This window comes from Aromatoleum buckelii, from assembly GCF_012910785.2.
GTDB lineage: Bacteria > Pseudomonadota > Gammaproteobacteria > Burkholderiales > Rhodocyclaceae > Aromatoleum > Aromatoleum buckelii.
This window is the reverse complement of the sequence record NZ_WTVH02000010.1, coordinates 1,206,307-1,232,229: the sequence shown is the minus strand read 5'-3', so window position 1 is coordinate 1,232,229 and position 25,923 is coordinate 1,206,307. Positions and strand designations below refer to the sequence as shown.

28 protein-coding genes are annotated in these 25,923 nt (G+C 66.7%); 13 read left to right on the top strand and 15 right to left on the bottom strand.

Annotation, left to right across the window (positions count from 1 at the left end; translation table 11 throughout):
- Positions 1–33: 33 nt before the first annotated feature.
- From GO608_RS16435 to GO608_RS16425, 3 genes are all read right to left on the bottom strand, one after another.
- On the bottom strand, positions 34–504 hold the full coding sequence (locus tag GO608_RS16435) for a hemerythrin domain-containing protein (RefSeq protein WP_169198679.1): 471 nt from the start codon (positions 502–504) through the stop codon (positions 34–36).
- Between the two features lie 180 nt (positions 505–684).
- Positions 685–1,158, bottom strand: coding sequence for a DUF2269 family protein (locus tag GO608_RS16430; protein WP_169198678.1), 474 nt, complete (start codon positions 1,156–1,158; stop codon positions 685–687).
- Entirely contained in the window at positions 1,140–2,447 is a 1,308-nt protein-coding gene (locus tag GO608_RS16425; protein WP_169198677.1) for an NAD(P)H-binding protein, read from the bottom strand. Before GO608_RS16425 ends, GO608_RS16430 begins: the two co-directional genes overlap by 19 nt.
- Before the next feature lie 93 nt (positions 2,448–2,540).
- Between GO608_RS16425 and GO608_RS16420 the strand changes: the two genes are divergently transcribed.
- From GO608_RS16420 to GO608_RS16390, 7 genes are all read left to right on the top strand, one after another.
- Positions 2,541–3,026: a hypothetical protein gene (locus GO608_RS16420; RefSeq protein WP_169198676.1), complete on the top strand. Its 486-nt coding sequence runs from the start codon at positions 2,541–2,543 to the stop codon at positions 3,024–3,026.
- A gap of 92 nt (positions 3,027–3,118) precedes the next feature.
- Positions 3,119–3,628 (top strand): CinA family protein, encoded by a 510-nt coding sequence (locus GO608_RS16415; RefSeq protein ID WP_247003235.1) that lies wholly within the window; start codon positions 3,119–3,121, stop codon positions 3,626–3,628.
- A gap of 70 nt (positions 3,629–3,698) precedes the next feature.
- Positions 3,699–4,928, top strand: a complete 1,230-nt coding sequence (gene serA / locus GO608_RS16410; protein WP_169198675.1) for a phosphoglycerate dehydrogenase — start codon at positions 3,699–3,701, stop codon at positions 4,926–4,928.
- Between the two features lie 152 nt (positions 4,929–5,080).
- Complete coding sequence (locus GO608_RS16405) at positions 5,081–5,641, top strand: NADPH-dependent FMN reductase (RefSeq protein ID WP_169198674.1); 561 nt, start codon at positions 5,081–5,083, stop codon at positions 5,639–5,641.
- A gap of 162 nt (positions 5,642–5,803) precedes the next feature.
- Positions 5,804–6,619, top strand: a complete 816-nt coding sequence (locus GO608_RS16400; RefSeq protein ID WP_211159396.1) for an SDR family oxidoreductase — start codon at positions 5,804–5,806, stop codon at positions 6,617–6,619.
- Positions 6,620–6,622: 3 nt separating this feature from the next.
- A complete protein-coding gene (locus GO608_RS16395; RefSeq protein WP_211159395.1) occupies positions 6,623–6,778 on the top strand; it encodes a trehalase-like domain-containing protein in 156 nt (51 codons plus the stop codon).
- Positions 6,709–7,668, top strand: a complete 960-nt coding sequence (locus GO608_RS16390; protein ID WP_211159394.1) for a glycoside hydrolase family 15 protein — start codon at positions 6,709–6,711, stop codon at positions 7,666–7,668. Before GO608_RS16395 ends, GO608_RS16390 begins: the two co-directional genes overlap by 70 nt.
- Positions 7,669–7,818: 150 nt before the next feature.
- Here the strand turns inward: GO608_RS16390 and GO608_RS16385 are convergent, their stop codons facing one another.
- The 12 genes from GO608_RS16385 to GO608_RS16330 all read right to left on the bottom strand — a co-directional run bounded on the left by GO608_RS16385 (position 7,819) and on the right by GO608_RS16330 (position 20,321).
- Entirely contained in the window at positions 7,819–8,028 is a 210-nt protein-coding gene (locus GO608_RS16385; protein WP_169198672.1) for a hypothetical protein, read from the bottom strand.
- A 100-nt stretch (positions 8,029–8,128) separates the two neighbouring features.
- Positions 8,129–8,608: an MgtC/SapB family protein gene (locus tag GO608_RS16380; protein WP_211159393.1), complete on the bottom strand. Its 480-nt coding sequence runs from the start codon at positions 8,606–8,608 to the stop codon at positions 8,129–8,131.
- A 117-nt stretch (positions 8,609–8,725) separates the two neighbouring features.
- Positions 8,726–9,289, bottom strand: a complete 564-nt coding sequence (locus tag GO608_RS16375) for a hypothetical protein (protein WP_169198671.1) — start codon at positions 9,287–9,289, stop codon at positions 8,726–8,728.
- A 54-nt stretch (positions 9,290–9,343) separates the two neighbouring features.
- On the bottom strand, positions 9,344–12,067 hold the full coding sequence (locus GO608_RS16370) for an ABC transporter transmembrane domain-containing protein (RefSeq protein WP_169198670.1): 2,724 nt from the start codon (positions 12,065–12,067) through the stop codon (positions 9,344–9,346).
- 109 nt (positions 12,068–12,176) lie between these two features.
- Entirely contained in the window at positions 12,177–12,620 is a 444-nt protein-coding gene (locus GO608_RS16365; RefSeq protein WP_169198669.1) for a PRC-barrel domain-containing protein, read from the bottom strand.
- 93 nt (positions 12,621–12,713) lie between these two features.
- Complete coding sequence (locus GO608_RS16360) at positions 12,714–13,670, bottom strand: BON domain-containing protein (RefSeq protein WP_247003233.1); 957 nt, start codon at positions 13,668–13,670, stop codon at positions 12,714–12,716.
- 339 nt (positions 13,671–14,009) lie between these two features.
- A complete protein-coding gene (locus GO608_RS16355) occupies positions 14,010–17,000 on the bottom strand; it encodes a PAS domain-containing hybrid sensor histidine kinase/response regulator (RefSeq protein WP_247003230.1) in 2,991 nt (996 codons plus the stop codon).
- A 165-nt stretch (positions 17,001–17,165) separates the two neighbouring features.
- Positions 17,166–17,576 carry a hypothetical protein gene (locus GO608_RS16350; RefSeq protein WP_169198666.1) on the bottom strand — a complete coding sequence of 137 codons (411 nt, stop codon included), beginning with the start codon at positions 17,574–17,576 and terminating at the stop codon, positions 17,166–17,168.
- A complete protein-coding gene (locus tag GO608_RS16345) occupies positions 17,573–17,962 on the bottom strand; it encodes a phage holin family protein (RefSeq protein ID WP_169198665.1) in 390 nt (129 codons plus the stop codon). The genes GO608_RS16350 and GO608_RS16345 overlap by 4 nt, the downstream gene beginning before the upstream one ends.
- A 23-nt stretch (positions 17,963–17,985) precedes the next feature.
- Positions 17,986–18,270: a hypothetical protein gene (locus tag GO608_RS16340; protein WP_169198664.1), complete on the bottom strand. Its 285-nt coding sequence runs from the start codon at positions 18,268–18,270 to the stop codon at positions 17,986–17,988.
- Positions 18,271–18,369: 99 nt separating this feature from the next.
- Positions 18,370–18,738: a hypothetical protein gene (locus GO608_RS16335; RefSeq protein ID WP_169198663.1), complete on the bottom strand. Its 369-nt coding sequence runs from the start codon at positions 18,736–18,738 to the stop codon at positions 18,370–18,372.
- Between the two features lie 158 nt (positions 18,739–18,896).
- The gene (locus GO608_RS16330) at positions 18,897–20,321 is read right to left on the bottom strand and encodes a sigma-54-dependent transcriptional regulator (protein ID WP_169198662.1); all 1,425 of its coding nucleotides are present in this window, start codon (positions 20,319–20,321) and stop codon (positions 18,897–18,899) included.
- Positions 20,322–20,517: 196 nt separating this feature from the next.
- Between GO608_RS16330 and GO608_RS16325 the strand changes: the two genes are divergently transcribed.
- The 6 genes from GO608_RS16325 (at position 20,518) to GO608_RS16300 (ending at position 25,923) form a co-directional block, all read left to right on the top strand.
- Positions 20,518–21,045 (top strand): DUF421 domain-containing protein, encoded by a 528-nt coding sequence (locus GO608_RS16325; RefSeq protein ID WP_169198661.1) that lies wholly within the window; start codon positions 20,518–20,520, stop codon positions 21,043–21,045.
- 133 nt (positions 21,046–21,178) lie between these two features.
- Positions 21,179–22,438: a glycosyltransferase gene (locus tag GO608_RS16320; protein WP_169198660.1), complete on the top strand. Its 1,260-nt coding sequence runs from the start codon at positions 21,179–21,181 to the stop codon at positions 22,436–22,438.
- Complete coding sequence (locus GO608_RS16315; protein ID WP_169198659.1) at positions 22,435–23,172, top strand: SDR family oxidoreductase; 738 nt, start codon at positions 22,435–22,437, stop codon at positions 23,170–23,172. Before GO608_RS16320 ends, GO608_RS16315 begins: the two co-directional genes overlap by 4 nt.
- Complete coding sequence (locus GO608_RS16310) at positions 23,163–23,810, top strand: D-glycero-alpha-D-manno-heptose-1,7-bisphosphate 7-phosphatase (RefSeq protein ID WP_169198658.1); 648 nt, start codon at positions 23,163–23,165, stop codon at positions 23,808–23,810. The genes GO608_RS16315 and GO608_RS16310 overlap by 10 nt, the downstream gene beginning before the upstream one ends.
- The gene (waaF, locus tag GO608_RS16305; protein ID WP_169198657.1) at positions 23,798–24,949 is read left to right on the top strand and encodes a lipopolysaccharide heptosyltransferase II; all 1,152 of its coding nucleotides are present in this window, start codon (positions 23,798–23,800) and stop codon (positions 24,947–24,949) included. The genes GO608_RS16310 and waaF overlap by 13 nt, the downstream gene beginning before the upstream one ends.
- A gap of 20 nt (positions 24,950–24,969) precedes the next feature.
- On the top strand, positions 24,970–25,923 hold the full coding sequence (locus tag GO608_RS16300; RefSeq protein ID WP_169198656.1) for a glycosyltransferase: 954 nt from the start codon (positions 24,970–24,972) through the stop codon (positions 25,921–25,923).

Here is a 25,923-nt window from a genome sequence, read left to right as displayed (position 1 = left end):
ATCGGGCCCTTGAGCAGCCGCCCCGGACTCCGGCTATGCCGCCTTCGACAGCGCCGGGCGGCGTGCTTCCATTTTCTCGGCGATCGGGCGCAGGTCGCACTTCTCCGCAACGAGTTTCGGAAACAGCTCCTCTTCTTCCTCTTTCACGTGGTGTTTGACATATTCGCCGAGCACTGTGACTTTGGCATCGAACAGTTCGTCGTCCGGGCCCATCGCCTCGATTTGCGCGATCAGGTCCTTCGCGGTGGCATGCTCGACTTTCGCCTCGTCGAGCAGATCGCCGAACTTCTCGGGATCGATTTCCCGCACGGCAGGATAGAACAGCTCTTCCTCGAGCGTTGCGTGGACTGTCAGTTCATTACAGACGGTGCGGGCGATCTCGGCTTTCTCCTCGCTCGTCTTCGCCTTCTCGAAGTCGCCGAAGAGCTTGTTGACCTTGCGGTGATCCTCGAGCAGGGCGCCGAGGGCGTCCTTGAGACCGGTGGGCAGGCTCGACTTGTTCATGATGTTTCTCCTCGATCGGATTGTTGAAGCGGCCACACAAGACCGCCGGAAGATCGACCCGGAAGGTCGTCGCCGAAAGTCCGGACCAGTCCCTTGCTCCATGGCCGGGCGACCGGTCCGCAGCCGATGGAGCAAGGGCCGGTCCCGCGGCAGCGGAAGGCTGCCGGCGTCCGGTCAATGTCATATCGGCTTGGCGACCATCAGGTAAAAGATACCGACGAATGCAAGAAATGCCGGCACGCCGAGCGCAAACCACACACGGAACAGTCGCCAGTAGCGGGGCGGGAGCAGCGGACGAGCGTTTTCCGCCGCTTCGACGGCGACATCACGCAGGCGGATCTGGATCACGACGACGGGAAGCCAGCACGCGACCGCGAGCACATAGAGCACCAGCGACCAGGCAATCCAGCGGCTGTCGAGCGGGACGTCGGCCAGCGCGGTCAGCCAGAATCCGGTCAGCGGCTGCAGCACGACGGTGGTGCCGGTGAACAGCCAGTCGCCGACGACGACGCTGCGCGTAACCGATGCGGCGACAAGCGGATCGCGTTCGAGGCTCGCGCGCAGCAGATAGAACGCGCTGCCGATGCCGGTGCCGAACAGCACCGTCGACGACAGGATGTGCACCCACTTGACGATCAGGTATTGGTATTCCACCGGTGCGATTCCAGTTCGTACAGCAGCCAGATTGCCGCGAGCATCGGCAAGTTCTTCGATACCGGGCCATAGGGGTGGAGCCAGAACTCGGGGAGCTTCCAGCTGATGATCGCGGTATAAGCGAGGATCAGCCCCGCCTGCACGACGAGCACCGCTGCGCGCCCTCGCCCGGCGAGCATCAGCACGCCGAGCGCGAGGTCGAGCAGCGCGGCGCCGTACAGCGCGGCCGGACGCAGCGCTTCCGGCACGCCGGCCCGGGCGAGCAGCGCATGGCTGTCGGCGACCGGGAAGACGCCGAGCGAGACGATGCCGGTCAGGATCCAGACGAACGCGATGCTCGCGCGCAGCACCGGCAGCAGCCATTGCAGCTGCACGCCGAGGCGCGCCGCGCCGGCCTCACGACGCGGGATGAAGTCCTCGACCCCGCGCGGTTCGCGGCCAAGCAGCCGGCGCATCATCGATGGGTCGGCAGTGTTGCCCCGCCGCAGCATCGCAAGCGTCTCGACGTCGAGCAGCGCGCCGGGCAGCATCGAGGCGACTTTTGCCGCACTGTCGGTCAGCACATCCGGCACCGGGATGAAATGGGGCGGACGCGTGATGCCAAGCGCCTTGCGCAGCGCCGCGAGAAACTCGCGCAGCGTCAGCGCATGCGGCCCGACTGCGGCGATGCGCGAGTTTTCCGGCAGCTCGCCGTCGACCAGCCGCACGACGAGTTCGACCAGGTCGTCGATATGCACCGGCTGCACCCGCTGGTCGCCGCGCCCCGGCAGTGGGATCAGCGGCAGCGACGCGAGCACGCCGAAAAGCCGTGCGCTCGTGCCGCCGGCCCCATACACCAGCGAAGGCTGCACGATCGCGGCCGCAACAGGCAGCCCGAGCAGCACTTCGTCGGCGGCGCGCTTGCTCCGGTGGTAACCGCTTTGCGCGTGCTCATCCGCACCGAGCGCGGAAATCTGGATCACCCGCTTCACGCCGGCTTGGGCGCACGCCGAGAACAGCGCCGCCGGCGCCTGCCGATGCAGCAGGTCGAACGTCTGCCCCCCGCTTTCGCGCAGAATGCCGACCGCGTTGATGACGACGTCGATTCCGCCGAGCATCGGCAGCCAGTCGGCGCTGCGGGTCGCGCGCATGAAATCGACTGCAGCATAGTCGAGCGCCGTGGCATTCGAACGGGCGCGGGCGCGTTGCGGGTCGCGCACGGCGAGGGTCAGCCGGTGCCCTTCGCGTGCGAGCCGAGTGACGAAATGGCTGCCGAGAAAGCCGGTTCCGCCGGTGATCAGGATGTTCATCGCGCTTCTCCTGCACGCGGGCTCCGCGCTTGCATACGTGACGCAAAAGCGGGCTCCCGCCCTCTTCCATCATCCAGACCGACGGAGCGAACCATGACCGACTGGCTGCGCGTGCTGCGCCACGCCGTTGTTTCCGGCAGCGGTGCCGGGATCGTCTCGCTGGTCGCGCTTGCCTGCGGCGGCCAGCGCGATTGTTGCAGCGTGTTCGCGCCGGTCAATGCGGTCAGCCACTGGATCTGGCGCGGCGTCGCGCTGCGCCAGCAGAAGCCTTCCCTGCGATATACGCTCCCGGGCGCCGGCATCCACCATGCGATGTCGATCCTGTGGGCGCTGCTGTTCGAGGAACGCATTGCCCGCGCCGGACCGCGGGTCGGCGCAGCGCGCACGATCGCCACGGCGCTCGGCGTGTCGGCCGCCGCATGCTTCGTCGATCTGCGTCTGACGCCGGAACGGCTGACGCCCGGATTCGAGCGCCGCCTGAGTCCCGAATCGCTGGCCGTGGTCTATCTCGCGTTCGCGCTGGGCCTCATGTTGCCGTCCCTCACCCGGACGTTGCATCGCGATCGGCGGCGTCGATAGTCCGTGTTCACCACCGCCTGGCGAGGCACCGCAATTGCTCGACCGGCTTACGACGCCGCTCCGGGCGGTGCTGCGCGACAACGGGAAACGCGATGAAAATGGAACCGATCGAAGACATTGCAGCGTTCATGAAGCAGAACGGGCTCGTGCTGGTGACTGCCGAGTCCTGTACCGCCGGGCTGATCGCGGCGCGGTTGGCAGACATCCCGGGCGCCGGCGCGCTGCTCGACTGCGCGTATGTGGTCTATTCGTGCGAAGCGAAAGAGCAGTGCCTCGGCGTGAAGCGGGAGACGATCGAACGCTTCAACCTGACGAGCGAAGAAGTCGCGCGCGAAATGGCGCAAGGAGCACTGAAAAAAAGCGCCGCGAACCTGGCGATCGCGAACACCGGCGTCGCCGAAGCGGTCGACGATGAAATTCCGGCCGGAACGCAGTGCTTCGCCTGGGCGTTCCGCACCGGCAAAAACGACGACGACGATCCGGCGATCTTCAGCGAAACACACCGTTTTTCCGGTGGTCGCAACGAAGTCAGGGATGCAGGCGCACACTACGCACTGATGCGCGTGCCGTACTATTTCGCCTGTCTCCACGAATCGTCGTGAGCCCTGCTGCGGGGCCTGCGGGCGCGAGGCGGGCCGGACGAGCATTCACCGGACGGCGGGAGGCCCGATCATGCAAAATTCACCGCTGCACCACTTCGATTTCAGGTTCGTGCTGCTCGAAGGCATTCACGCAACCGCGGTCGAGACGCTCGCCACGAGCGGCTATTCGCGCGTCGATGCGCGCCCCGGTGCGCTGACCGGCGACGAGCTCCTCCATGCGATCGCCGACGCGGACTTCGTCGGCATCCGCTCGCGCACCCGGCTCACCGAGGAAGTGCTCAGACACGCACCGAAATTGCTCGGCATCGGCTGCTTCTGCATCGGCACGAATCAGGTCGACCTGGAGGCGGCGGCGCTGCTCGGCATCCCGGTGTTCAACGCGCCGTTCTCGAATACCCGCAGCGTGGCCGAGCTCGTGCTCGCCGAGATCGTCATGCTGATGCGCGGCATTCCGGAGAAAAACGCGCTGCTGCATCGCGGCGGATGGATGAAAAGCGCGAGCAATTCGTGGGAGATCCGCGGCAAGACGCTCGGCATCGTCGGCTATGGCCATATCGGTACGCAAGTGGGCGTGCTCGCCGAGCACTTCGGCATGAAAGTCGTATATCACGACATCGAGGCCAAGCTGTCGCTCGGCAACGCGCATCAGCTGGGGTCGCTCGACGAGTTGCTGGCGGCGTCGGACGTCGTCAGCCTGCACGTCCCCGAGACCCCGGCGACGCGGAACATGATGGATGGGACTCGCCTCGGTGCGATGAAGCCCGGCAGCTTCCTCATCAACGCGTCGCGCGGCACGGTCGTCGACATCGACGCCCTCGCCGACGCGCTCGCGTCCGGCCATCTGCTCGGCGCGGCCATCGACGTGTTCCCGGCCGAACCGAAGTCCAACGACGAACCGTTCGTCTCCCCGCTGCTGCGCTTCGACAACGTCATCCTGACTCCGCACATCGGCGGCTCGACGGCCGAAGCGCAGGCGAACATCGGGCGCGAGGTCGCGGCCAAGCTCGCCCGCTATGCGAACAACGGATCGACGGTTTCGGCGGTGAACTTCCCCGAAGTGTCGCTGCCCGCGCACGAAGGCCAGTGCCGCGTCCTGCACATCCACCATAACGTTCCGGGCATGCTCGCCCGCATCAACGACCGCATTTCGCAAGCCGGGCTGAACATCGTCGCCCAGTACCTGCAGACGACCCAGCACGTCGGCTATGTGGTCATCGACGTCGACGCCGAAGCGCGCCAAGTGGCGTTCGACGAACTCAACGCGATAGACGGGACAATACGCTGCCGTTTGATTTGCTGAGTTTCTGGCTTCGTCGGGGCTTTCGACCACTGCATGGGGTGACGCTGCACGAGTGATGTTGAGCGCCAGAGCTTAGGCTATCGGCCCGGTGTCGAGCTTAACTTTACCGCTCGCAGCTTGCTCTACCGGCGAACAACAGAAGGAATACCAACATGATCAAGATTGCAGTGATTATTGGCAGCACCCGTCCCGGGCGCAATGGCGAGGCGGTGGCGAAATGGGTATTCGACATCGCTTCGAGACGGACCGATGCCCAGTTCGAGCTCGTGGATCTCAAGGAGGCCAATTTGCCGCTGCTCGACGAGCCGGTACCGCCATCGAGGGGACAGTACAGCCAGCCCCACACGAAGGCGTGGGCGGCGAAAATCGATTCCTTCGATGGCTTCGTCTTCGTCACTCCAGAGTACAACCACGGCACGTCAGCGGCTCTGAAGAACGCCATCGACTACCTGTACAAGGAATGGAACAACAAGGCCGCTGCCTTCGTCAGCTACGGCAGTGCGGGTGGCGCCCGGGCGGTCGAGCACCTGCGGCTGGTCATGGCCGAAGTTCAGGTGGCCACAGTCCGTAACCAAGTGATGTTCTCGCTCTTCACCGACTTCGAAAACTTCAGCACCTTCAAGCCTGCTGCGCATCACGAGAAGTCTGTTAATGCGATGCTGGACCAGCTGGTGGCTTGGACTGGCGCGTTGCAGCCGTTGCGCGGCAAATAGCAGACCCACCCGGACGCCTTACGAAGCGTTAGGCCGGATCCGCGTTTTGCCGCGAACCGCCGCACCAGCGACATCAGCCGCTTTCAGTACAAACGCTAGTCACAGCGAGCCATGCTTGGTGAACACTGAATCGCCCACGCCATGCCGAGACCTGCCGAACTCATGCACGCTCCCGATCTTGGGCTTGCCGGCCAAGTCGCCATCGTCACCGGCGCGAACTCCGGGATCGGGCGCGCGTGCGCGCTTGCGCTCGGCCAAGCGGGGGCGACCGTGGTGGTCAATCATCTGCCGCGCAGCGCCAGCGCGGCGGCCGACGTGGTTACCGCGATCGAGCACGACGGCGGCCGGGCCCTGGCCTTCCCGGCCGATGTCAGCCACGAATCAGAGGTGCAGGCGATGTTCGCCGACGCGGTCCAGCGCTTCGGCACGGTACACATCCTGGTCAACAACGCCGGCATGCAGCGCCGCGCGCCCTTTCAGGAGATGAGCCTCGAGCAGTGGCGGCAGGTCATCGACGTCAACCTCACCGGCCAGTTCCTGTGCGCGCGCGAGGCGGTGCGCGAGTTCCTGCGCCGGGGCATGCAGCCCGAGCGCTCCTGCGCGCTGGGCAAGATCATCTGCATGAGCTCGGTGCACCAGCTCATCCCCTGGGCCTTCGAGGCCAACTACGCGGCCGCCAAAGGCGGGGTGATGCTGCTCATGCAGTCGCTCGCGCAAGAGCTCTCCTGCCATCGCATCCGCGTCAACGCGGTGGCGCCCGGCGCCATCCGCACGCCGATCAACCGCTCCATATGGGAGAACGACGACGCGCACGGAGAGCTCCTGAAGCTCATCCCCTACGGCCGCATAGGCGCACCCGAGGACATCGCCGAGGCGGTGCTGTGGCTCGCGTCCGACCTTTCCGACTACGTCGTCGGAACCACGCTCTTCGTCGATGGCGGCATGAGCCTTTATCCCTCGTTTCGCGGCAACGGCTGAGCCATGAGCAAGCCCATCGAAGACTACGGTTTCATCGGCAACACCTTTACCGGCGCGCTGGTGGCGCGGGACGGCTCGATCGACTGGCTTTGCCTGCCCCGCTTCGACAGCGACGCCTGCTTCGCCCTCGTGCTCGGCGACGAGGACAACGGCTCATAGCAGATCGCGCCGACCGCCCCGGTGCGGAAAGTCACCCGCCGCTACCGCCCCAACACCGCGATTCTCGAGACCACCTTCGAAACCGACGAAGGCCGGGTCACGCTGATCGACTTCATGCCCTTCACCGACGACGAGCACTACATCGATCTGGTGCGGCTGGTGCGAGCGAGCACGCTTGGCGCCTGCAAAAAACCATCCTGCGCCAGCTGGAGGAGGACTGGAACCAGCCCGACGAGGGGATCTGGGAGGTGCGCGGGGGCAAGCGCCACTTCACGCACTCGCGGCTGATGTGCTGGGTGGCGTTCGACCGTGCCGTCAAGGCCGTGGAAGGCTTCGGGCTCGAAGGGCCGATCGGGCGCTGGCGTGCGATACGCGAACAGATTCACGACGATATCTGCCGCCACGGTTGGAACGAGGCCAAGCGCAGTTTCGTGCAGTACTACGGCGGCAGCGCACTCGATGCCTCGTTGCTGCTGATGGCCCAGGTCGGGTTCCTGCCCGCCGCGGATCCCCGTTTCGCGAGCACTGTGGAGGCGATCGAGCGGGAATTGCGGGTGGATGGTCTGGTGCTGCGCTACCGCTCGAACGAGACGCCCGATGGGCTGGAGGGCGACGAGGGTGCGTTTCTCGCCTGCACCTTCTGGCTCGTCGATGCCTACCTAATGCTCGGCCGTCGCGATGACGCGCTCGCTTTGTTCGAGCAGCTGCTTGCGCTGCGCAACGATCTTGGCCTTCTGTCCGAGGAATACCACCCCCGGCTGAAGCGACAACTGGGCAACTTTCCGCAGGCCTTCTCCCACATCGCGCTGATCAACTCCGCCCACAACCTGATCTCTGCCCATGGGCCTGCGGAGGACCGAGGAGCCGACCATCTTCCGCCCGGGCCCTGATTTGATTGTGGCGGGCCGTTCCGGAAAACGCTTCGATCGACGGTCGGCATCCGCGAGGAGCGCGGGCGAGTTCGCCGCGGGCCCCGCTTGTGTCACTCGGCATAGGGGCCCTCTGGCCGCATCCCCTGTCGGGTCACGGCCTTCACGGGGTTATGTGCCTTCGTTCTTCGCCTTGTCGCCCCGTTCGGAGGTTTCGCCGGTCTTCGGCGCGACGGGGTCGCGCTTGGGGGACACGGCCGGCGGGTCGCTTGCCGGAAAGCTCTCTTCGCTCGATTCGTCGATCAGATCCTCGACATGCGAATCCTTCGGCTTATGCACCGAAGGATCGGTGCATGCGGGTTCCCGTTCTGTGCTGGCCATCGAAATCTCCTTGTCGAACATCATGAAGGGCGTGTTGATACGACGCGGGCCCGGCCGCGGGGTTCCACCGCGTTGCTACACCCCGGCGGATGCAAGGGGGTCAGGGACGGTCGTTGCCTTCGGTGTCGGTCCAGATTTCGATCTGGCGCAGCACCGAAAGCACGACCCACGTGATCACGGTCGCGGCAATCGCAACACCGAAACGCCCCGTTCCGATCGTCACACCGATTGCAGACGTCATCCATATCCCCGCAGCGGTCGTCAGCCCGCGGATGTTGTTTTCCCTTTCGCGCTTCAGGATCGCGCCCGCGCCGAGGAAACCGATGCCGGTGATCAGCCCCTGAATGACGCGCGATAGGCCGGAACTGTCCATGCCCCCTTCCACCGCGGCGATGACGAACAGCGTCGAACCGGATGCGACGAGAATATGGGTGCGCAATCCTGCGGCCTTTCCTGCGCGTTCGCGCTGCATGCCGATGACGGCGCCGCACAGCAGCGCAACCATGAGGCGCAGCACGGGCCTTGCGAGTTCCTGGAACCCGCCCAGCCCGGCACTGAGTTCGGCGAGGATCGTATCCAAGACTGCCTCCGTGGCCCGGCGGATGCGGGGCGCGGGGAACGAGTGCAGCCCGCATGCACGTGGCACGCATGGAAGAGCAATTGGGGTGCCTGGCGTCCTCCGCCACCGATCGGATCCTCAACGTGGCCGCAACAGCGACGGCGGTTCCGCCTCGGGTGCGCGTGGCGCCAGCTTCAGGGTGTCGCGCTCCGCCTCGCGCGCTTCCCGCGCCAGCGCCCGCAAGCACAGCGCGACGGTCCCGGCGAACACCTCGTCGTACCACGGAAACGCGCCGCTCGCGGCGACGACGATGCCATCCAGACACACCCCGCCCGCGAGCAGCGTGTCGCCGGTGCGCAGCAGGTGTGGGAACTGCTGCTGCAGGACCCGGCCGTCCCTGCCGGTGATCCAGCTCAGCCGCGCCTTCGCGCGTGCGAACGCGGCGTAATCGGCGTCCCATGCGGTGCGGTCGCCGAACGTGTGCTCGTGCAGGATCGCCTCCTCGAACGACGTGGCGCCGGGCGGCCGGCACGGGTCCATGACAACGACGTGGAGAAAGCCGCTGCCGACGACGCTGCGGTCGCGCATCGCGTGCTCGATCATCGGCGCCGTCAGCGCGATCGCGCGGCGGGCCGCGGCAGGCGTGAGGTAGTGGCTGCCGGTGCCGGGGTAGGCAGGTGCATCTTCATTCAGTGTCGTCATGTCGGGCTGCTCCGGGGTGGGGTTCGGGGAAGCGCTGGGACCGCCAAGTTGAGGTCATGGCGGCGGTTCGAGGGCCGGTGGCGCAGGCGAAGGAGAATCAGCACGCCGTCCGGCAAGGTTCGCGATTACGGCGACGAGCTCGTCGGCGTCGACCGGCTTGGCGATGCACACCTGGAACCCGGCGAGCATCGCGCGCATGCGGTGATCACCGCGATAGGCGCTCAGCGCAATCGCGGGCAGACGGTCGGCGAGGCCGAACCCGTGCTCGACCTCGAAGCGGCGCAGCTGCCGGATCACCTCGTAGCCGTCCTCGTCGCCGAGCGCGACGTCGCAGACCAGGATGTCCGGCCATCGGGAACGCGGCAGTGCGAACAGCCACTGGAGGGCCGCTGTGCCGGACGGGTTGGAACGCGACAACGCCCCGTGCCGGTTCAGCATCTCCTCGAGCTGCGCCCGTATTTCGGCGTTGTCATCGACGACCAGCACGTTGATTCCTGAAATCGACGGCGCCGCGAGCGCCGGAGTGCCCGCGACAGGCTCGGTGCCGCCCTCCGCGGCAACGGCGCCGATCGCTGGCGCCCCCCGCAGCGGAAACTCGACGATCGCCCGCACGTCCCCGTCCGGGTCGCGCCGCAGCTCGATCGTGCCGTGGTGCTGCTCGACGATCGCGCGGATGGCCGTCAGGTCGAGCGGCGGTACTCCGGCAGCGGGCGGCGGCTCCGCGTCGGCCGTCTTCCCGGCATGGATGAAGCTCACGCGCAGGCGCTCGCCGACGCGCTCGATGCGCCACTCGGCGCGCCCTCCCGGCGGCGTGGAGGCGATCGCGTTCTCGGCCAGCGCCCACATCACCTGCTGCAGCAGCCCCGGATCGCCGGTGATGCGCACCGGATCGGCGGTGATCGTGCTGTAGAAGCCGATGCCGCGCGCGTCGATCGTGGCGCGAAGGCCATCGACGACGCCGGCGAGCAGCGCGACGAGGTTGATCTGCTGCGTCGCGAGGCCCCGTTCGGCGCGCTCGACTTCCTGCTGCTGGCGCTGCAGCTGCCACAGCTGCGCGTAGATCCCGCCCTGGCGCAGCAGATGGTCGTGCGAGCCGCGCTCGACGACGCGACCGTGTTCGAGCACGAGGACCTCGTCCGCATCGACGACCGTCGACAGGCGGTGCGCGATGATCAGCGTCGTGCGTGTCTTCGCCAGCCGGTCGAGCTCGTCCTGGATCGCCCGCTCGGAGCGCGTGTCGAGCGCCGACGTCGCTTCGTCGAACACCAGGATCGGCGGATTCTTGAGGATCGCGCGCGCGATCGCGATGCGCTGCTTTTCGCCGCCCGACAGCATCACGCCGCGTTCGCCGACTTCGGTGTCGTATTGGTTCGGCAACGCCGAGATGAAGTCGTGCACGTGGGCGGCCTTGGCCGCGTCGATCACTTCGGCGAGCGACGCGCCGGGACGCCCGTAGGCGATGTTGTACGCGACGGTGTCGTTGAACAGGATCGTGTCCTGCGGCACGATGCCGAGCGCGGCGCGCAGGCTGTGCAGCGAGACTTCGCGGATATCGGCGCCGTCGATCAGGATGCGCCCGCTGCCGACTTCGTAGAAGCGGAACAGCAGCCGCGCCAGCGTCGATTTGCCCGAACCGCTGCCGCCGACGACGGCCACCGTGCCGCCGGGCGAAATCGTGAAGCTGACGTCCCGCAAGATCTGCCGGTTCGACTCGTAGCCGAAGTCGACGTGCTCGAAGCGCACCTCGCCGCGCGAAACCGCGAGGTCCGCGGCCTGCGCCACCTCCCCGATCTCGGGCTTCTGTTCGAGCAGGCGCAGCATCTTCTCGGCGTTGACCGCCGCATCGCGGGTCTGGCGAAAGACGAAACCGAGCGAGTTCAGCGGCAGGCAGATCTGGATCACGTAGGCGTTGACCAGCACCAAGTCACCGACTGTCATCGTGCCCTGCACGACGTTCTGCGCCGCGAGCAGCATCACGATGGCGACGCCGACCGCGATGATCGCGCTCTGGCCGATGTGCAGCATCGACAACGCCTTCTGGTTCTTGACGCCGACGTCCACCCAGTCGTCGAGGATGGTGCCGAAGCGCCGGTGCTCGTAGCGCTCGTTGGTGTAGTACTTGACGGTCTCGTGGTTCAGCAGGCTGTCGACGAGCCGCCCGTTGGCGCTGGAATCGAGTTCATTGAGCGCGCGCTGGTAGATTGCGCGGCGCTCGGTGAACAGCACCGTGAAGCTCGAATACACGAGGAAGGTCGCGAGGATGACGCCGGTGAACCAGTCGCTGTAGTTGAGCGTCATGATCACGATCACTGCGATGATTTCGACCATCGTCGGCAGGATCGTGAACAGCCCGACGCCCAGCAAAAAACCGATGCCCGCCGTACCGCGCTCGACGTCGCGCGTGACGCCGCCCATGCGGCGCTGGGCATGGAAACGCGAGCTGAGGCGATGCAGGTGCTGGAATACGTCGAGGAGAAATCCCGACACCGTCTTCTGTGTGACGAGCACGAACACCACGTCGCGCACTTCGCTGAAGAACGTGCCGAGAAAGCGCAGCAGCGCGTAGCCGAGCAGCAGGAAAACCGGGAGGACGGCGACCGGGGCGGCGCCGAGGTTGTCGATGATCGCTTTCAGCGCCAGCGGCACGGCGACCACGGCGAGTTTCGCGAGGACGACCAAGCCGAGCGCCACGGCAGTGCGTTGCGGATAGCGGAGCACCGCTGCCGACAGCAGGCGCAGGACGAAGCCGCGCGTCGAGGGCGGCGAGGAAGCTCTCATCGGGGCGACGGTCCCCTGAGTGGCGCCCCGCATCGCGGGAGGCCGATCGTTCGGCAAAAAAAGGGCCGGGGCGAAATTCCGCCGCCGGCCCTGGCTTTCATGCTGCAGATCAAGGACTCGGGGACTGCCAGTAGTTCCGCTGGCCGTAATAGGCGTGTATTTCACTTGCCCATGTCGGGTCGGCCATGGTCGGCCAGTGGTCCTTGTCGAACCCCGGGGCGTTCCTGAGCCGTTCGGCGTCCACGTCGAGGATGAAGCACTTGCGGTCCGTGTCGAGCGTCAGGGCGCCCCACGGGATTGCAAAGAGCTTGCGGCCGAGGCCGAGGAATCCGCCCGTCGACAACACTGCGTATGCAACGCGCCCGCTCTGCACGTCGATCATGATCTCCTTGATGTTGCCCAGGTCTTCGCCGGCGCGATTGACGACGTCATCACCTTCCAGGGTGCTTGCCGCCATGACTTCGGGGCCGGGTCCGCTGGAGTCTTCGATTCCCGAGCCGACGATGCCGGCCTGCTGAGTGCTGGGGGTCCCGGGAGGATTGATGCTTGCCATGTCATTACTCCTTTTCGATGAAGGTTCCACGATGAAGACGACCGGACTTCGCGGAGGGCGCCCGGCCGGCCCTGCTCACTCCCTGCTTTGTCCTTACGACTCGCCGGAGGAGCTTCCCCGTCCGCCCGAATCGCCCGGTTCCGACTGCCCGGATACCGATCGCCCGGACGAAGCTCCGGTTTCCTGCGCCCTCCTGTTCGACGACGCCTCGGAGCTGGCGAACGTCTGCGCTTCGGGCGGAGGCTCCGGAGCGCGGATGCGCAGGTGGTTTTCGATGTCCTTGACGCCCCAGCAGCTGTCGGCGACGTTTTCGATGACGTGCTTCATGTAGCGCTCGGGAACAGTTCCTTCCAGCGTGATGCAGCCATCCGAAACATTCACCGAGACCTCGCTGACGTCGACCGACTGCTCCTGCATGAGGCGCTCGCAGACGACTTCGTGCAGGCGCTCGTCGGAGCGCGAATAGCCTTTCGGCCCCTGGCGGCGGCGCCCGACGTCGCTCCACAGCGGCATGCCGCGGTATTGCGGGGTGCGGCTGTACGACGGGCTACCGACACGGGGAATTTCCTGGTCCTGGGTCCACTGGCCTTGCGATGAACCGTAGTCGCCAGCCCCAAAGCCGCCGCGCACCCCGCCCTGCTGAAACTGCCCCATGCCGGGATCCAAGGGTCCGTACTCCATGTCCCCGGAACTCCCGTGGTACGGCCGGTTGCCGCCGTACCCGCCTCCTTCGAAGCTGCCCCCGGGGTTGCCCCGGCGCCATTCCTGAAGGTTAGGGTCCTCGCCGGACCGTCCGTATTCGTGGCTAGTGCGCCCGCCGAACGAGCCTTCGCGCACCGAGCCGTAGCCCCCTGCTGAACCGCCCTCGTCGAAACTGCGCTGGCTGCCCTGCAGTTGTTCCGGCTGGCGCGAGCCGCTGCCCTGACGCTGTCCATACACATCTGGGGGTCTGCCATAACCCGGCCCCGGCATGCCACGCCCGCCTTCTTGTTCGCGGCGGAGCTGTTCGTCGTGCTGCGGCGTTGGCTGCGAACGATGTCGTTTCATCATCGTGCTCCTCTTGCCCGGTTGGGGAGCTGCCCGAGGGACGCCTTGCACCGGCGACCCTGCTCCCTCTTCTGTGGAGAGTGGCAAACGCCGTGCCCTGCACGCGGGCTGCCGCGATGGGCCGATCGGTCCTTCTCGGCAGGGCAAAGCGTTGCAACGATTACAGGAGGATGTAGTTATAAGGCGGCAATCGACAACCGTTCGCCCTGAGCTTGTCGCAGGGCGCTGCCAAGGCTTCGACAAGCCGGTCCGAGCCAAGCCGAAGAGCTCAGCCCGAACGGTAATTGGCTGCCAGGTCAATAGCGGCGCGCAGCCCGCACGGCGAGTATCACGCGGCCGACGTCATGCGGCCGATGCTTGTGGGCGTTGCGCCTCGCGATCCGCGACGTCGAGCGTCGTGGCGATCGTTTCGATCAGGATCCGCGCCTCGATCGGTTTGCCGACGCAATCCTGGAAGCCGGCGAGTTCGAAGCGCGTCCGGTCGAGGCGGCTCAGGGCGGTCACCGCGACGGCCGGGATGAACGGCAGCGAAGCGAGTTCGCGCACGCGCTGCAGAACGCTGAAGCCGCTGTCACCGGGCATCGCGATGTCGAGCAGCAGAATCGCCGGCAGACTGATCGCATCGGGCCGGGCGAGCTCCGCGAGCAGCTCCGCGCCGGAACTGAAAGTGCGCACGCGCGCACCGGCTTGCGACAGGATCATCGTCATCACTTCGCGCGCGTCCGCCTCGTCGTCGACCACCAGCGCTTCGACACCTTCGAGCGCAGTGCGCTGCGGGCGGCCTTCCCGCGCCTCGAGCGATTCGCCCGGCACGGCGTCCTCCAGCGCGCCGGGCAGCTCGACCGTGAATACCGACCCACAGCCCGCGCCGCCACTCTCGACCCGCACGCTGCCGCCGTGAAGTTCGACGAGGTTGCGTACCAGCGCAAGCCCGATGCCGAGGCCCTGATGGCGACGCGTCATCGAAGTGTCGGCCTGGCTGAAGCGGTCGAACACGTGTGGCAGGAAGTCGGCCTCGATGCCGACGCCGGAATCCGCCACCGACAGGATCACCGACGTCTCACCCTGGGTCAGGCGTACTTCGACCCAGCCCTCTTCCGGCGTGAACTTCAGCGCGTTCGCAAGCAAGTTGATGACGATCTGCTGCAGGCGGTCGTGATCGCCGTTGATGGTCATCGTCGGGCGATCGGTATGGACCCGCAGCTCGATCCGTTTCGCCTTCGCCGTATCCCACGAAAGGTCGATCGCCGCATGGACGATATCGACGAGATTCACGCGGCGGTTGTTCAGTTCGAGCTTGCCGCTGATGATCCGCGAAGTATCGAGAAGGTCATCGATCAGCCGCGCCTGGTGATTGATGTTGCGCTTGATCGCCTCCGCCGCGCGCAGCACCGTGGCGGGTTCGAGGTTGTTCGACGCGGTGAGCACCTGGCTCCAGCCTTTGAGCGCGTTCAGCGGTGAACGCAGCTCGTGCGAAACGATCGCAAGGAACTCGTCCTTCGCACGGTTGGCGCGTTCAGCCTCGCCGCGCAGCCGGTGTTCGGCGACGAGCAGCTGTTCGAGCTCGCGCTGCGCGCGCTTGCGCTCGGTGATGTCCTTGGACACACCGACGAGGCCGAAAACGTGCCCCTGCGAGTCGCGCAGCGGCGACTTCGTCACGAGGAAAGTGCGTGTGCCGGCGCGTGTCGTGCGCGTCTCCTCGACGACGATGGGCCGGCGCGTCTCGATGACGCGGCGGTCGTTCTCGAGGATGCGCCGCATTTCCTCGGAGTCGCCGAAAAGGCTCTCTTCCTTGTGGCCGACAACCTGCGCCCGGCTCAGCCCCATCGCCTGCAGCGCGGCCGGATTGACCATCATGATGCGCCCCTCCCGGCTTTTCGCGACGATCAGCTCCGGAGTGCTCGCAGCGATCGTGCGCAGCAGCGTCGTGCTTTCGCGCAGCACCGACATCGTCCGTTCCAGCGCCCGCGTGCGGTCGCCGACGCGCCGGTCGAGGGCGGCGTAGGCCTGCCGGTCCGCATGTTCGCGCGCGCGGTGAGCACGGGCGTCGCGCAGCACCAGCACGCCACCGCTGATCCCGCCTTTCCAGTCGCGGATCGGTGTCGCCGTCGCCTCGACCGCGCGCACGCTTCCGTCGCGCAGGCGCAGCGCCGGTTCGCCGCTGATCGTCACTTGGCGCAGCTCGGCAAACGCCCTCTCGAACGGCGACCCCATCGGCTGATCGGTCGCTTCGTCGACGAGCACGACCAGCTCCTGCAGATCACGGCCGATCGCGTCGCCGGCCTTGACGTCGAGCAAGGTCTCGGCCGCCGGGTTGAGGAACCCGACACGCATCTCGTTATTGACGGTGATGACCGCGTCCTCGATCGTCGCCAGCGTGACCTCCAGCCACTGCTGCTGCGTGTTGGCGCGGATCTCGGCGATCGAACGGTCGGTATTCATCTCGTCGAGCCGGGCGGCGGTCCACAGGATCAGGACCGTGGATGCGACGATCATCGCGACCGCCACGACTCCTTCGCTCTCGATCACGCCGAACCATCCGAAGCGCTGGCCCAGTGCCTGCAGCCAGCCGGCCAAGAGCGGCACGGCGACCGCGACCGGCAGCAAGCGGCGGAAAATCACCGCGCCGGGCGAATCGTGTTCGAGCAGCTGCATGAAGCGTGGCGGCGGATTCCTCAACAGCAAACTGAAGCTCGTGATCAGCAGCGCCAGCGCCACCGGCAGCGCGATGCCGACTGAAGGAATCGCGAGATTGAGGCGGACGAGGTGAAAAGTCAGCCCGACCACCGCAACCAGCGCGACGCCCCCGACGGCCACGGCAAGAAGCCGCGAGATCGCGACCAGGCGAGAGTCGTCCATCGGCGCGAGCGCCAGGGCTGCGGCAAGGAGGAAATAGGTGGTGGCGGTGCCGACGGCCGGCCCGGAAGGGGAATAAATCGAGCCGAGATCGGCCGGCGGCAAGAGCGGCGACAAGACCATGCCGATCGGGTCCGGCCCAAGCGTCAGGGCCATCACCGACATCAACGCAACGGCAAGGGCGGCCAGCGGAACAGTGAAACATGCGCGCGCAGCGGGCGCACGATCGAGCTCGCGCAGCGCGAAGGCGACGAACAGGAGCTTGACGATGCTGGTCGGCATGAACGGCACGAAATCCGCTCCGAGCGTTCCCAGAGCGGGCATTCCGACAAACCATCCCACTGCGCCGATGAGCGCCAGCACCACAACGGCAGGGCTCGCGTACGCGGACACCTGCTGGAACCGCATGCCCCAGAGGCTCGGGCCCCGGTCGGCGGCTGGTGGAAGGAACACCGTGTCACCCACTCGCATCGTCATCGGCATGGTCTCCGGCCTTGCGCCACGCGGAGACGGCCCTGCCCCTTTCAGTCCGCACTTGCAGGCAGCAGCGCCTGCAGAGGCCGCCGAAAGGGGACGAAACGGCCGTCCGGCTCACGCATCTTATGACCGTGATCCGGAGGCGGTGTTCTTTTTTGCAGATAATTACCGTTTACCGTTTGCAGACATGCCCGACGCCGGCCAAGGGGGCGGAGGGCTGACAGTTACCCTTGGCGACGCCGTTCCACCTGCCCCTCGCTGCTGCACCCACCCGACCAGGTGCGGGACCGCTCCCCAAGGGTTGCCATAGCGCCAGCGCAACGCCGACAGCGCCAGGCCGGTTGCCACGGCGAGAAAGCCCTTGCGCACTGGCGCTCCTGCCTCCTGGCGGCGAGGACGTCGCCGCATCACGTTGCCGACGACAAACCCCATCATCAGCGCCGCCCCCAGCCCACGTGGGGATGCGATTTCGCTGCGCACATGCCCGCGCCACGCGTCGAACTGAGCGTCGAGCAATCGACGCTCGAGCGCGACACGGGCTTCGACTTCCGTGAGGGACTTTCCACGTGTGTTCATGGTATGTCTCCGCGGGGCGGCTCACCCTCGACCTGCCGCAAGGTCGCCGCGAGCGGCGGATTGTGCTTGAGCTGGCGCCACAGCCACGTCCCTGCGAGCGCTGCTGCGACGACGTTGATCAGCCCCGCGCATGCCAACACGCCGGGCCACGAAACGCCATCTGCGAGCAGCCAGCCGGCGACCGCGACGACAAATGCGAGCCACGCGGTGACGACCAGCACTGCCGCCACGATCGCGACGCACAACACCTCGATGATTTGGTGCACCGCGTGACGAGCGTCGACGACGACCAACGATGCGTACGCTTTAGCCAGACTCTTGACACGTCGCAACAGGCCCGGTAGCGAAGGGTCTGCCGGCCCTGTTTCGTACGTTCCCGCCGCCATCATCGACTCCCGCTCGCGGGCGATCAGTGCGACGTGAAGCGGCTGAACAACATCCCCACTCCGACCGCGATCATCACCGATGCGACCGGATGGCGCCTCACGCATTCGCGGGCGCCTTCCAGCATCTGCTCCTGCGTCGCCATCCATTCCTGCCCTTTTTCCCCGGCATGCCGCAGCGTCGAGGCGGCAGCTCCGGTAACACGATCGACCGCCTCGTGCGCGGTGCTCGAGAAGCGCTCTATTTTCTCCGCTCCCTTCTCGCCACTCCCGGCCATCGTGCCTTGCATACCCGTTGTCGTGTTTTCCATTCTGGGTTCTCCTTTGAGTGATCTGCCGAAAGCCCGTTGCCGAGGCAAAGCCGCTGGCGTACTCCCGAGAGGCAAACCGCGTGCCTGGGGAAATGACGGTCAGCGCCGGCGCTCGTCCTCGCGCGGGTCGCGGTTCGTCGCCTCCGACGTCTCGGGCGGCACGTCGGCCCCCGGCGAGCGTTCGGGTGGCACGCCCGGACCCGGGACATCCGACGGGATGCCGCGCCCGGTCGTGTCGCGCAGGCCGCGGCGAATATCGCGAGCCGCCTGTTCGATCACTTTGCGCGGGAGCTTCCCCTCCGGCTCGGGGCGGTCGGGCGACTCGTCCCTTTCGTGCGGCAACGGCATTTCGTCGGCCACCGGAGGACGGGCGATGTTCGTGTCTTCGGCGTCGGGGACCGGATAACGGGGGTTGGATGGCTCCGCCTGCCCGGGCTTGGCCGGGTCGCGCCTGCTTTCCTTGCTCATTGGCACACCTTTGCGGAAGTTAGCGTGTTCTTCCTGCAAGCACATTTCATGCAGGGGGAAAACGCGTTGCACCGCAGGAAATGCAATGCGGATGTCCAGTAAGACTTACGCCAGCTGGTAAGACTTACATCGAAGCAGCGTGTTTCGCTGCTGCGGCGTCACTGAACTCCGTTGGCCGAAGAACGGCTCTCGTCTTCGCCCGGCCCGCCCGCGAACTCCTCGGCATCCTCTTCGTCATAGAGGTCCTCCTTGCCGGCGTTATAGACGGCCAGGCGGTTGTACAGCGTCTTCAGGCTGATGCCGAGCATCTCGGCCGCCTTGCGCTTGACGTTGCCGCATTCCATCAGCGTGGCCTCCATGACCCGCCGGTTGACTTCGTCAAGCGGCGTGCCGACGCGGATCGTGATCACGGAACTGTTCGATTTCTGCAGGGAGTTCTCCGGCGCGTGATCCGGCTCGATGACCTCGTCGGCGAGGATGAAGGCGCGATGGACGTAGTTCTTCAGCTCGCGTACGTTGCCCGGCCAACTGTGCGCATACAGCGCGGCGATCGCCGCGGGCGAAAATCGCTTGTTCGTCTGTTCCTGCTCGTTGAGTTCGGCAAGGAAATGTTCCGCAAGCAGTTCGATGTCGGTGCTGCGTTCACGCAGCGGCGGCAGGTAGATCGGGAACACGTTGAGGCGATGGTAGAGGTCTTCGCGCATGCGGCCCTCGGCGACCGCTTTTTCGGGCGAGCGGTTCGTCGCGGCGATCAGCCGCACGTCGGTCGAGATCGATTCGTTCGTGCCGACCCGCATGAACGTGCCGGTCTCGAGCACGCGCAGCAGCTTGACCTGCATCTCCGGGCGCATCTCGGTGACTTCGTCGAGGAACAGCGTGCCGCGGTTGGCCCGTTCGAAAAAGCCGTGGTGCTGGCGATCGGCCCCGGTGAAGCTGCCTTTCTCGTGCCCGAACAGCTCGCTCTCGACGAGCTGCGGCGAGACGGCACCGCAGTTGAGCGGCAGGAACGGGTGGCGCTTGCGCCGGCTCAGCTCATGGATGCTCTGCGCGACCACTTCCTTGCCGGTGCCGCTCTCGCCGATCAGCAGCACCGAGGCCGAAGTCGGCGCGACTCGCGAAAGCTGGTCGTACAGGCGGTTCATCGGCGGGGAGCTGCCGAGGATGTGACCGAAGCGCCCGAGCTTGCGCAGTTCGTTGCGCAGCTCGCCGATTTCCTGGCGGAAATGTTCCGCTTTCGGGATCCGCTGCAGGATGCCGCGCAGGCGCTCGATATCGACCGGCTTGACGAGGTAGTCGGTGGCGCCCGAACGTAGCGCGTCGATCGCGGTCTCGACGCTCGCGTGCCCGGTGATGAGGACGACTTCCGTCGTGTCGCGCGATTCGAGCTCGTCGAGGAGTTCGATCCCCAACCCGTCGGGAAGCATCAGGTCGGTGAGCACGACATCGGGAGTCGAGCGGGTGAGATGGATGCGCGCGGCGCGCAGCGAATCGGCGGTGGCCACGGTGTAGCCTTCGCTCTTGATGAACTCGGTGAGCCAGCCCAAGGATTCGGGGTCGTCATCGACCAGCAGTACGTTGGACATTTCTCCTCCAGGGCACGACGCTAGCTTGATACTAGTCCTCTCGACGTCCGCCCATTGTGGGAAGTTGTAATTTTTTCAGTCAATTGCCGTCGAGCTGATGCGCGTGCCAGCACCCTCGCCGGGAAAGCTGATTGCAGTGGAGCGTGAAACGGCGACGGCCGCGGGAAGCCTCGTCGCCGGTTCGCGGGAGACCATCATGACGATCGACTGGAACGAAATGTTTGCGCTGACGGTTTCGCCGCTCGAGCTCATCATTCGCGGCACGATCGTCTATTGGGCGATCTTGGCGATGTTCCGCACGATCCTGCAGCGCGACATTGGGGCCGTCGGGGTCGCCGACGTGCTGCTGCTGGTGCTCATCGCCGACGCGGCGCAGAACGCGATGGCGGGTGAATACCGCTCGATCACCGACGGGCTGATACTGGTCGCCACGATCGTCGCGTGGAACGTCATCTTCGATTACCTCGCGTTCCGCTCCGAGCGCCTGCGCCGCCTGCTGCAGCCGCCGACGCTGCGGCTGGTGCGAGAAGGGCAGATCCTGCACCGCAACCTGCGGCGCGAATTCATGAGCGAAGAGGAGCTGCGCTCGAAGCTGCGCGAACACGGCATCGAGGATCTGGCGGAAGTGCGTGCCGCGTTCATGGAAAGCAATGGCACGATCACCGTGCTCCGGCAGGACGGTGGCGAACCTGACAAGGCGCCGTCGGATCCGCGGCCGCTGTAACTCCTTCTCCGCAGTCCATGCGAACTTACATCGCCCGGCGCGGGCCGGATCGCCGATGTCCCCTATTCCGTCCGGGCACAGAGCTTGCCGATGCGGGTGCAGCACCCCGTACGACAGCATAGGCGGCGACAACATGAAAATTGCACTCATCAGCGAACACGCCTCTCCCCTCGCGACCCTCGGGAGCGTCGACAGCGGCGGCCAGAATGTCTACGTCGCCTACGTCGCCCGCGAACTCGGACGCGCGGGGCACAGCGTGGATGTCTACACGCGGCGGGACAGTCCCGACCTGCCGCCTGTCGTGCGCTTCGGCCAGAACGTGCGGGTGATCCCGGTCCCGGCCGGGCCGCCGTGCTTCATCGCGAAGGAGGCGCTGCTGCCGCACATGGAGGAATTCAGCGAAAGCGTCATCGCCTGCTGCGCCGGGCGGCGGCCGTACGACGTCGTCCATGCGAACTTCTTCATGTCCGGCATCGCCGCGCTGAGGATGCGCGAGGAATACGGCACGCCGTTCGTCATCACGTTCCATGCGCTCGGAAAAGTGCGTCGCCTGCATCAGGGCAGCGCGGACGGATTTCCGGCGTCGCGAACGGACATCGAGGAGCTGCTGGTCGCCTCGGCGGACCGCATCATTGCCGAATGCCCGCAGGATCGCTGCGATCTCGTCGACCTCTACGACGCGCCACCCGAGCGGGTCGCGGTCGTGCCATGCGGCGTCGATACTACCGAACTGGGGCCCGGAAGGCGTCCGCTGCGCAAGGAGTTCGGGATCGCCGACGACCAGTTCGTGGTCCTGCAGCTGGGCCGCGTGGTGCCCCGCAAAGGCATCGACAACGTCATCCGCGGCATCGCCGAATTGCGGCGGCAGCACGGGATCGAGGCGACGCTGCTGGTCGTCGGCGGCGAGTCGGACCAGCCCGATCCTGCGCTGACGCCCGAAATCGGCCGCCTCGCGGACATCGCCGAGGCCGAGGGCGTGGCCGAACGCGTGATCTTCACCGGGCGGCGCCCCCGCGCGGCACTTCGCGACTTCTATTGCGGCGTCGATGTGTTCGTCACGACGCCATGGTACGAGCCGTTCGGCATCACGCCGCTCGAAGCGATGGCCTGCGGCTGCCCGGTGATCGGCGCGAAGGTCGGCGGCATCAAGCACACGGTGGTCGACGGGGTCACGGGGTTTCTCGTGCCGCCGAACGACCCGCAGGCGCTCGCCGCGCGTCTCGCCCGCCTGCAGCGCGAACCGTCGCTCGGGCGGATGTTCGGTCGCGCCGGCATGCGGCGGGTGCGCAGCGGCTTCACATGGCAGCGCGTGACGAGCGCGCTCGAGACCGTCTACCGCGCCGTGCAACCCGCTCCCGCGTTCCAAATCACTGAAAGGACGATCGGCTTATGACTCTCCAGCACACTCCCCTCGAGGGCAGGACCGCTCTCGTCACCGGTGGCGGACGCGGGCTCGGCAAGGCCCTGTGCGAGGCTCTGGGCGCGGGCGGGGCGCGCGTCATCATCGCGGACGTGCGGGCCGATCTCGCCGAGCAGGCCGCGCTGGCGCTGACCGACAAGGGGTACCAGACGATGCATTGCGCCGTCGACGTCGGCGACGAGCAACAGGTGGCGGATTGCCTCGACGCCGGACGCGAGCGCTTCGGCGCGATCGACATCCTCATCAACAACGCCGGCGTCGACTACACGCTGCCGCTCGATGAGCTCGAAGTGGCGCAGTGGGACCACGTGATGGCGACGAACCTGCGCGGACCATTCCTGTTCTGCAAGCGCGTGCTCGAACAGATGCGCCCGCTCGGCAGCGGCCACATCATCAACATCACCTCGACCGCGGCCAAGCGCGCGTGGCCGAACGCCTCGGTGTATCACGCCAGCAAATGGGGCCTGCTCGGCTTCTCGCACGCGCTGCACGCCGAGTTGCGCCCGCTCGGCATCAAGGTCACCGCGGTCATCGCCGGCGGCATGCGCACGCCTTTCCTGCTCGACCGCTTTCCGGACATCGACCTGGCGACGCTGCAGGAACCCGCGACGGTCGCAGCGGCAGTCGTGCAGGTGCTGCAGATGCCGCCGGACAGCGTCGTGCCGGAGATCACCGTGCTGCCGATGGGGGAGACATCGTGGCCCTGAATGCTGCGGTTTTCATCGACAAGGACGGCACGCTGATCGACGACGTGCCGTACAACGTCGATCCGACCAAAGTACGTTTGTGCGAAGGCGCAGGCGAAGCCCTCGCCCGGCTCCAGCGCCACGGCTACCGCCTCATCCTCGTGACGAACCAGCCGGGCGTGGCGCTCGGCCTGTTCGAGCCCGATGCCCTCGAAGCGGTGTGGGCCGCGATCGCCGCGCTGCTGTCGCCGTACGGGGTCGTGCTCGACGCGATCTACCACTGCCCCCACCATCCGCAGGGCACCGACACCCGCTTCGCCAGCCGGTGCGAATGCCGCAAGCCCGAACCCGGCCTGCTGCTGCAGGCCGCGGAGGACCACCGCCTCGACCTGCAGCGCTCGTGGCTGATCGGCGACATCCTCGACGACATCGAAGCCGGGCGACGGGCCGGCTGTCGCACCGTGCTGCTCGCGGTCGGGTCGGAAACGGAATGGCGCCGCGGACCGATGCGCGAGCCCGACCTCGTCGCCTCGAGCCTCGTCGAAGCGGTGGACGGCATCCTCGACTGGACGCCGGCCGAAGCGTCCCATCGCATCGCGACGGAACCCGAGAGCGGATTCACGGTGTGGCAGACGGACGAGCCGGAATGGACGCGCTGACCCGCGCCGCGCGCTGGAAAGAGGCACGGCGCATCCTCGTGGTGCGGCTCGACAACCTCGGCGACGTGCTGATGACCACCCCAGCGATCCGGGCGTTGCGCGAATCCGTGCCGGGCCGGCACATCACGCTGCTAACGTCCGCGTCGGGAGCGGCCGCAGTGCCGTTCGTGCCGGAAGTCGACGACGCCATCGTCATGTCCAGCGCGCCGTGGATGCCGGGCACCGACAGCCCGCCGGGCGAGCTCATCGACGCCGTGCAGCGGCTGCGCGAGCGGCGCTTCGATGCGGCCGTGATCTTCACCGTCTATAGCCAGAGCGCGCTGCCTGCGGCGATGTTGTGCTGGCTCGCCGGCATTCCGCTGCGGCTCGCGCACTGCCGCGAGAACCCGTATCAGCTCCTGACCGACTGGATCGAGGACCCGGAGCCGCAGGAACTGTTGCGCCACGAGGTGCGCCGCCAGCTCGACCTCGTCGCCGCGGTCGGCGCGAGCTGCAATGACCGCCGCCTGTCCTTCCGGCTGCGCGACGAGGACAAGATCCATGCACGCGCGCTGCTGCGCGGCGAGGGCATCGACCCCGAGCGGCCGTACGTCGTCATCCACCCCGGCGCGTCGGCGCCGTCGCGCCGCTATCCGGAAGAGCATTTCGCCGCAGTCGTGAAGCGCGTGCTCGGCTTCGCGGGCGGCGGCCAGGCGTTCCAGATCCTCTTCACCGGAGATAAATCCGAACGAGCGCTGGTCGATACGATCCGTTCGCTCGCCGGCAGTTGCCTGCCGTCGCTCGCCGGCCGGCTCCAGCTCGGCGAACTCGCGGCGGTCATCGATTCGGCCGCGGTGCTGATCGCGAACAACACCGGCCCGGTGCATCTCGCCGCCGCGGTCGGCACGCCGGTCGTCGACATCTATGCGCTGACGAACCCGCAGCACGCGCCGTGGAAAGTCGCGCATCGCGTGCTCTACGAGGATGTGCCCTGCCGCTTCTGCTACCGCAGCGTGTGCCCGCAGGGGCACCACAACTGCCTGCGGCTGCTCGACCCGCAACGCGTTGCCGAAGCCGCACGCGAACTGCTGGAGTTGGGCGCCGAACAGTCTTCCGTCCCGCTGCCGGCGATCAGCGCCGGCGAACACGACCTCTTCTGACTGCACGCGGAAAAAACCTCATGCGATCGTCCGCCCCGCTGCGCATCTTCACGTGGCATGTGCATGGCAACTACCTCTACTACCTGAGCCAAGTGCCGCACACGTTCTACATTCCCGTCGATGCGGCGCGCTCGCCCGGCTATGCGGGGCGTGCCGGCGCGCTGCCATGGGGCGACAACGTCGTCGAACTGCCGCTCGAACAGGTTGCGGCGACCGAGTTCGACTGCATTCTGTTCCAGTCGCGCAGCCACTACGAAGACGACCAGTACCGCGTGCTGTCCGCGGCGCAGCGGCGCCTGCCGCGCATCTACCTCGAACACGACACGCCGCAGGTGCATCCGACGAACACGCGCCACCCGGTGGACGACCCGGCGACGCTGCTGGTGCATGTCACGCCGTTCAATGCGCTGATGTGGGACAACGGCCGCACGCCGACGCGCGTCATCGACCACGGCGTGATCGTGCCGCCGCACGTGCGCTACGAAGGCGGGCTGCCGCGCGGCATCGCGGTGGTGAACCATATCGCGCGCCGCGGCCGGCGCCTCGGCGCGGACGTCTTCGCGATGGCACGGGCGCAGGTTCCGCTCGACCTCGTCGGCATGGCGTCCGAATGCAGCGGCGGGCTCGGCGAGATTCCGAACCCGGAGCTGCCTCAATTTCTGTCGCATTACCGCTTCTACTTCCACCCGGTGCGTTGGACGAGCCTCGGGCTGGCCGCGATCGAGGCGATGATGATCGGCCTGCCGGTCGTCGGGCTCGCGACCACCGAACTCGTGACCGTGATCCGCAACGGCGAATCCGGCTTCCTCGACACCGATCCGCAGCGTCTCGTCGAGGCGATGCGGCACCTGATCGAAGCGCCCGACGAAGCGGCGCGGCTCGGCGCCGGGGCCCGTCGCGTCGCGCTCGAGCGCTTCAACATCGAGCGTTTCGTCGATGACTGGCTGCATGTCCTTGCCGAAGCCACGGCATAA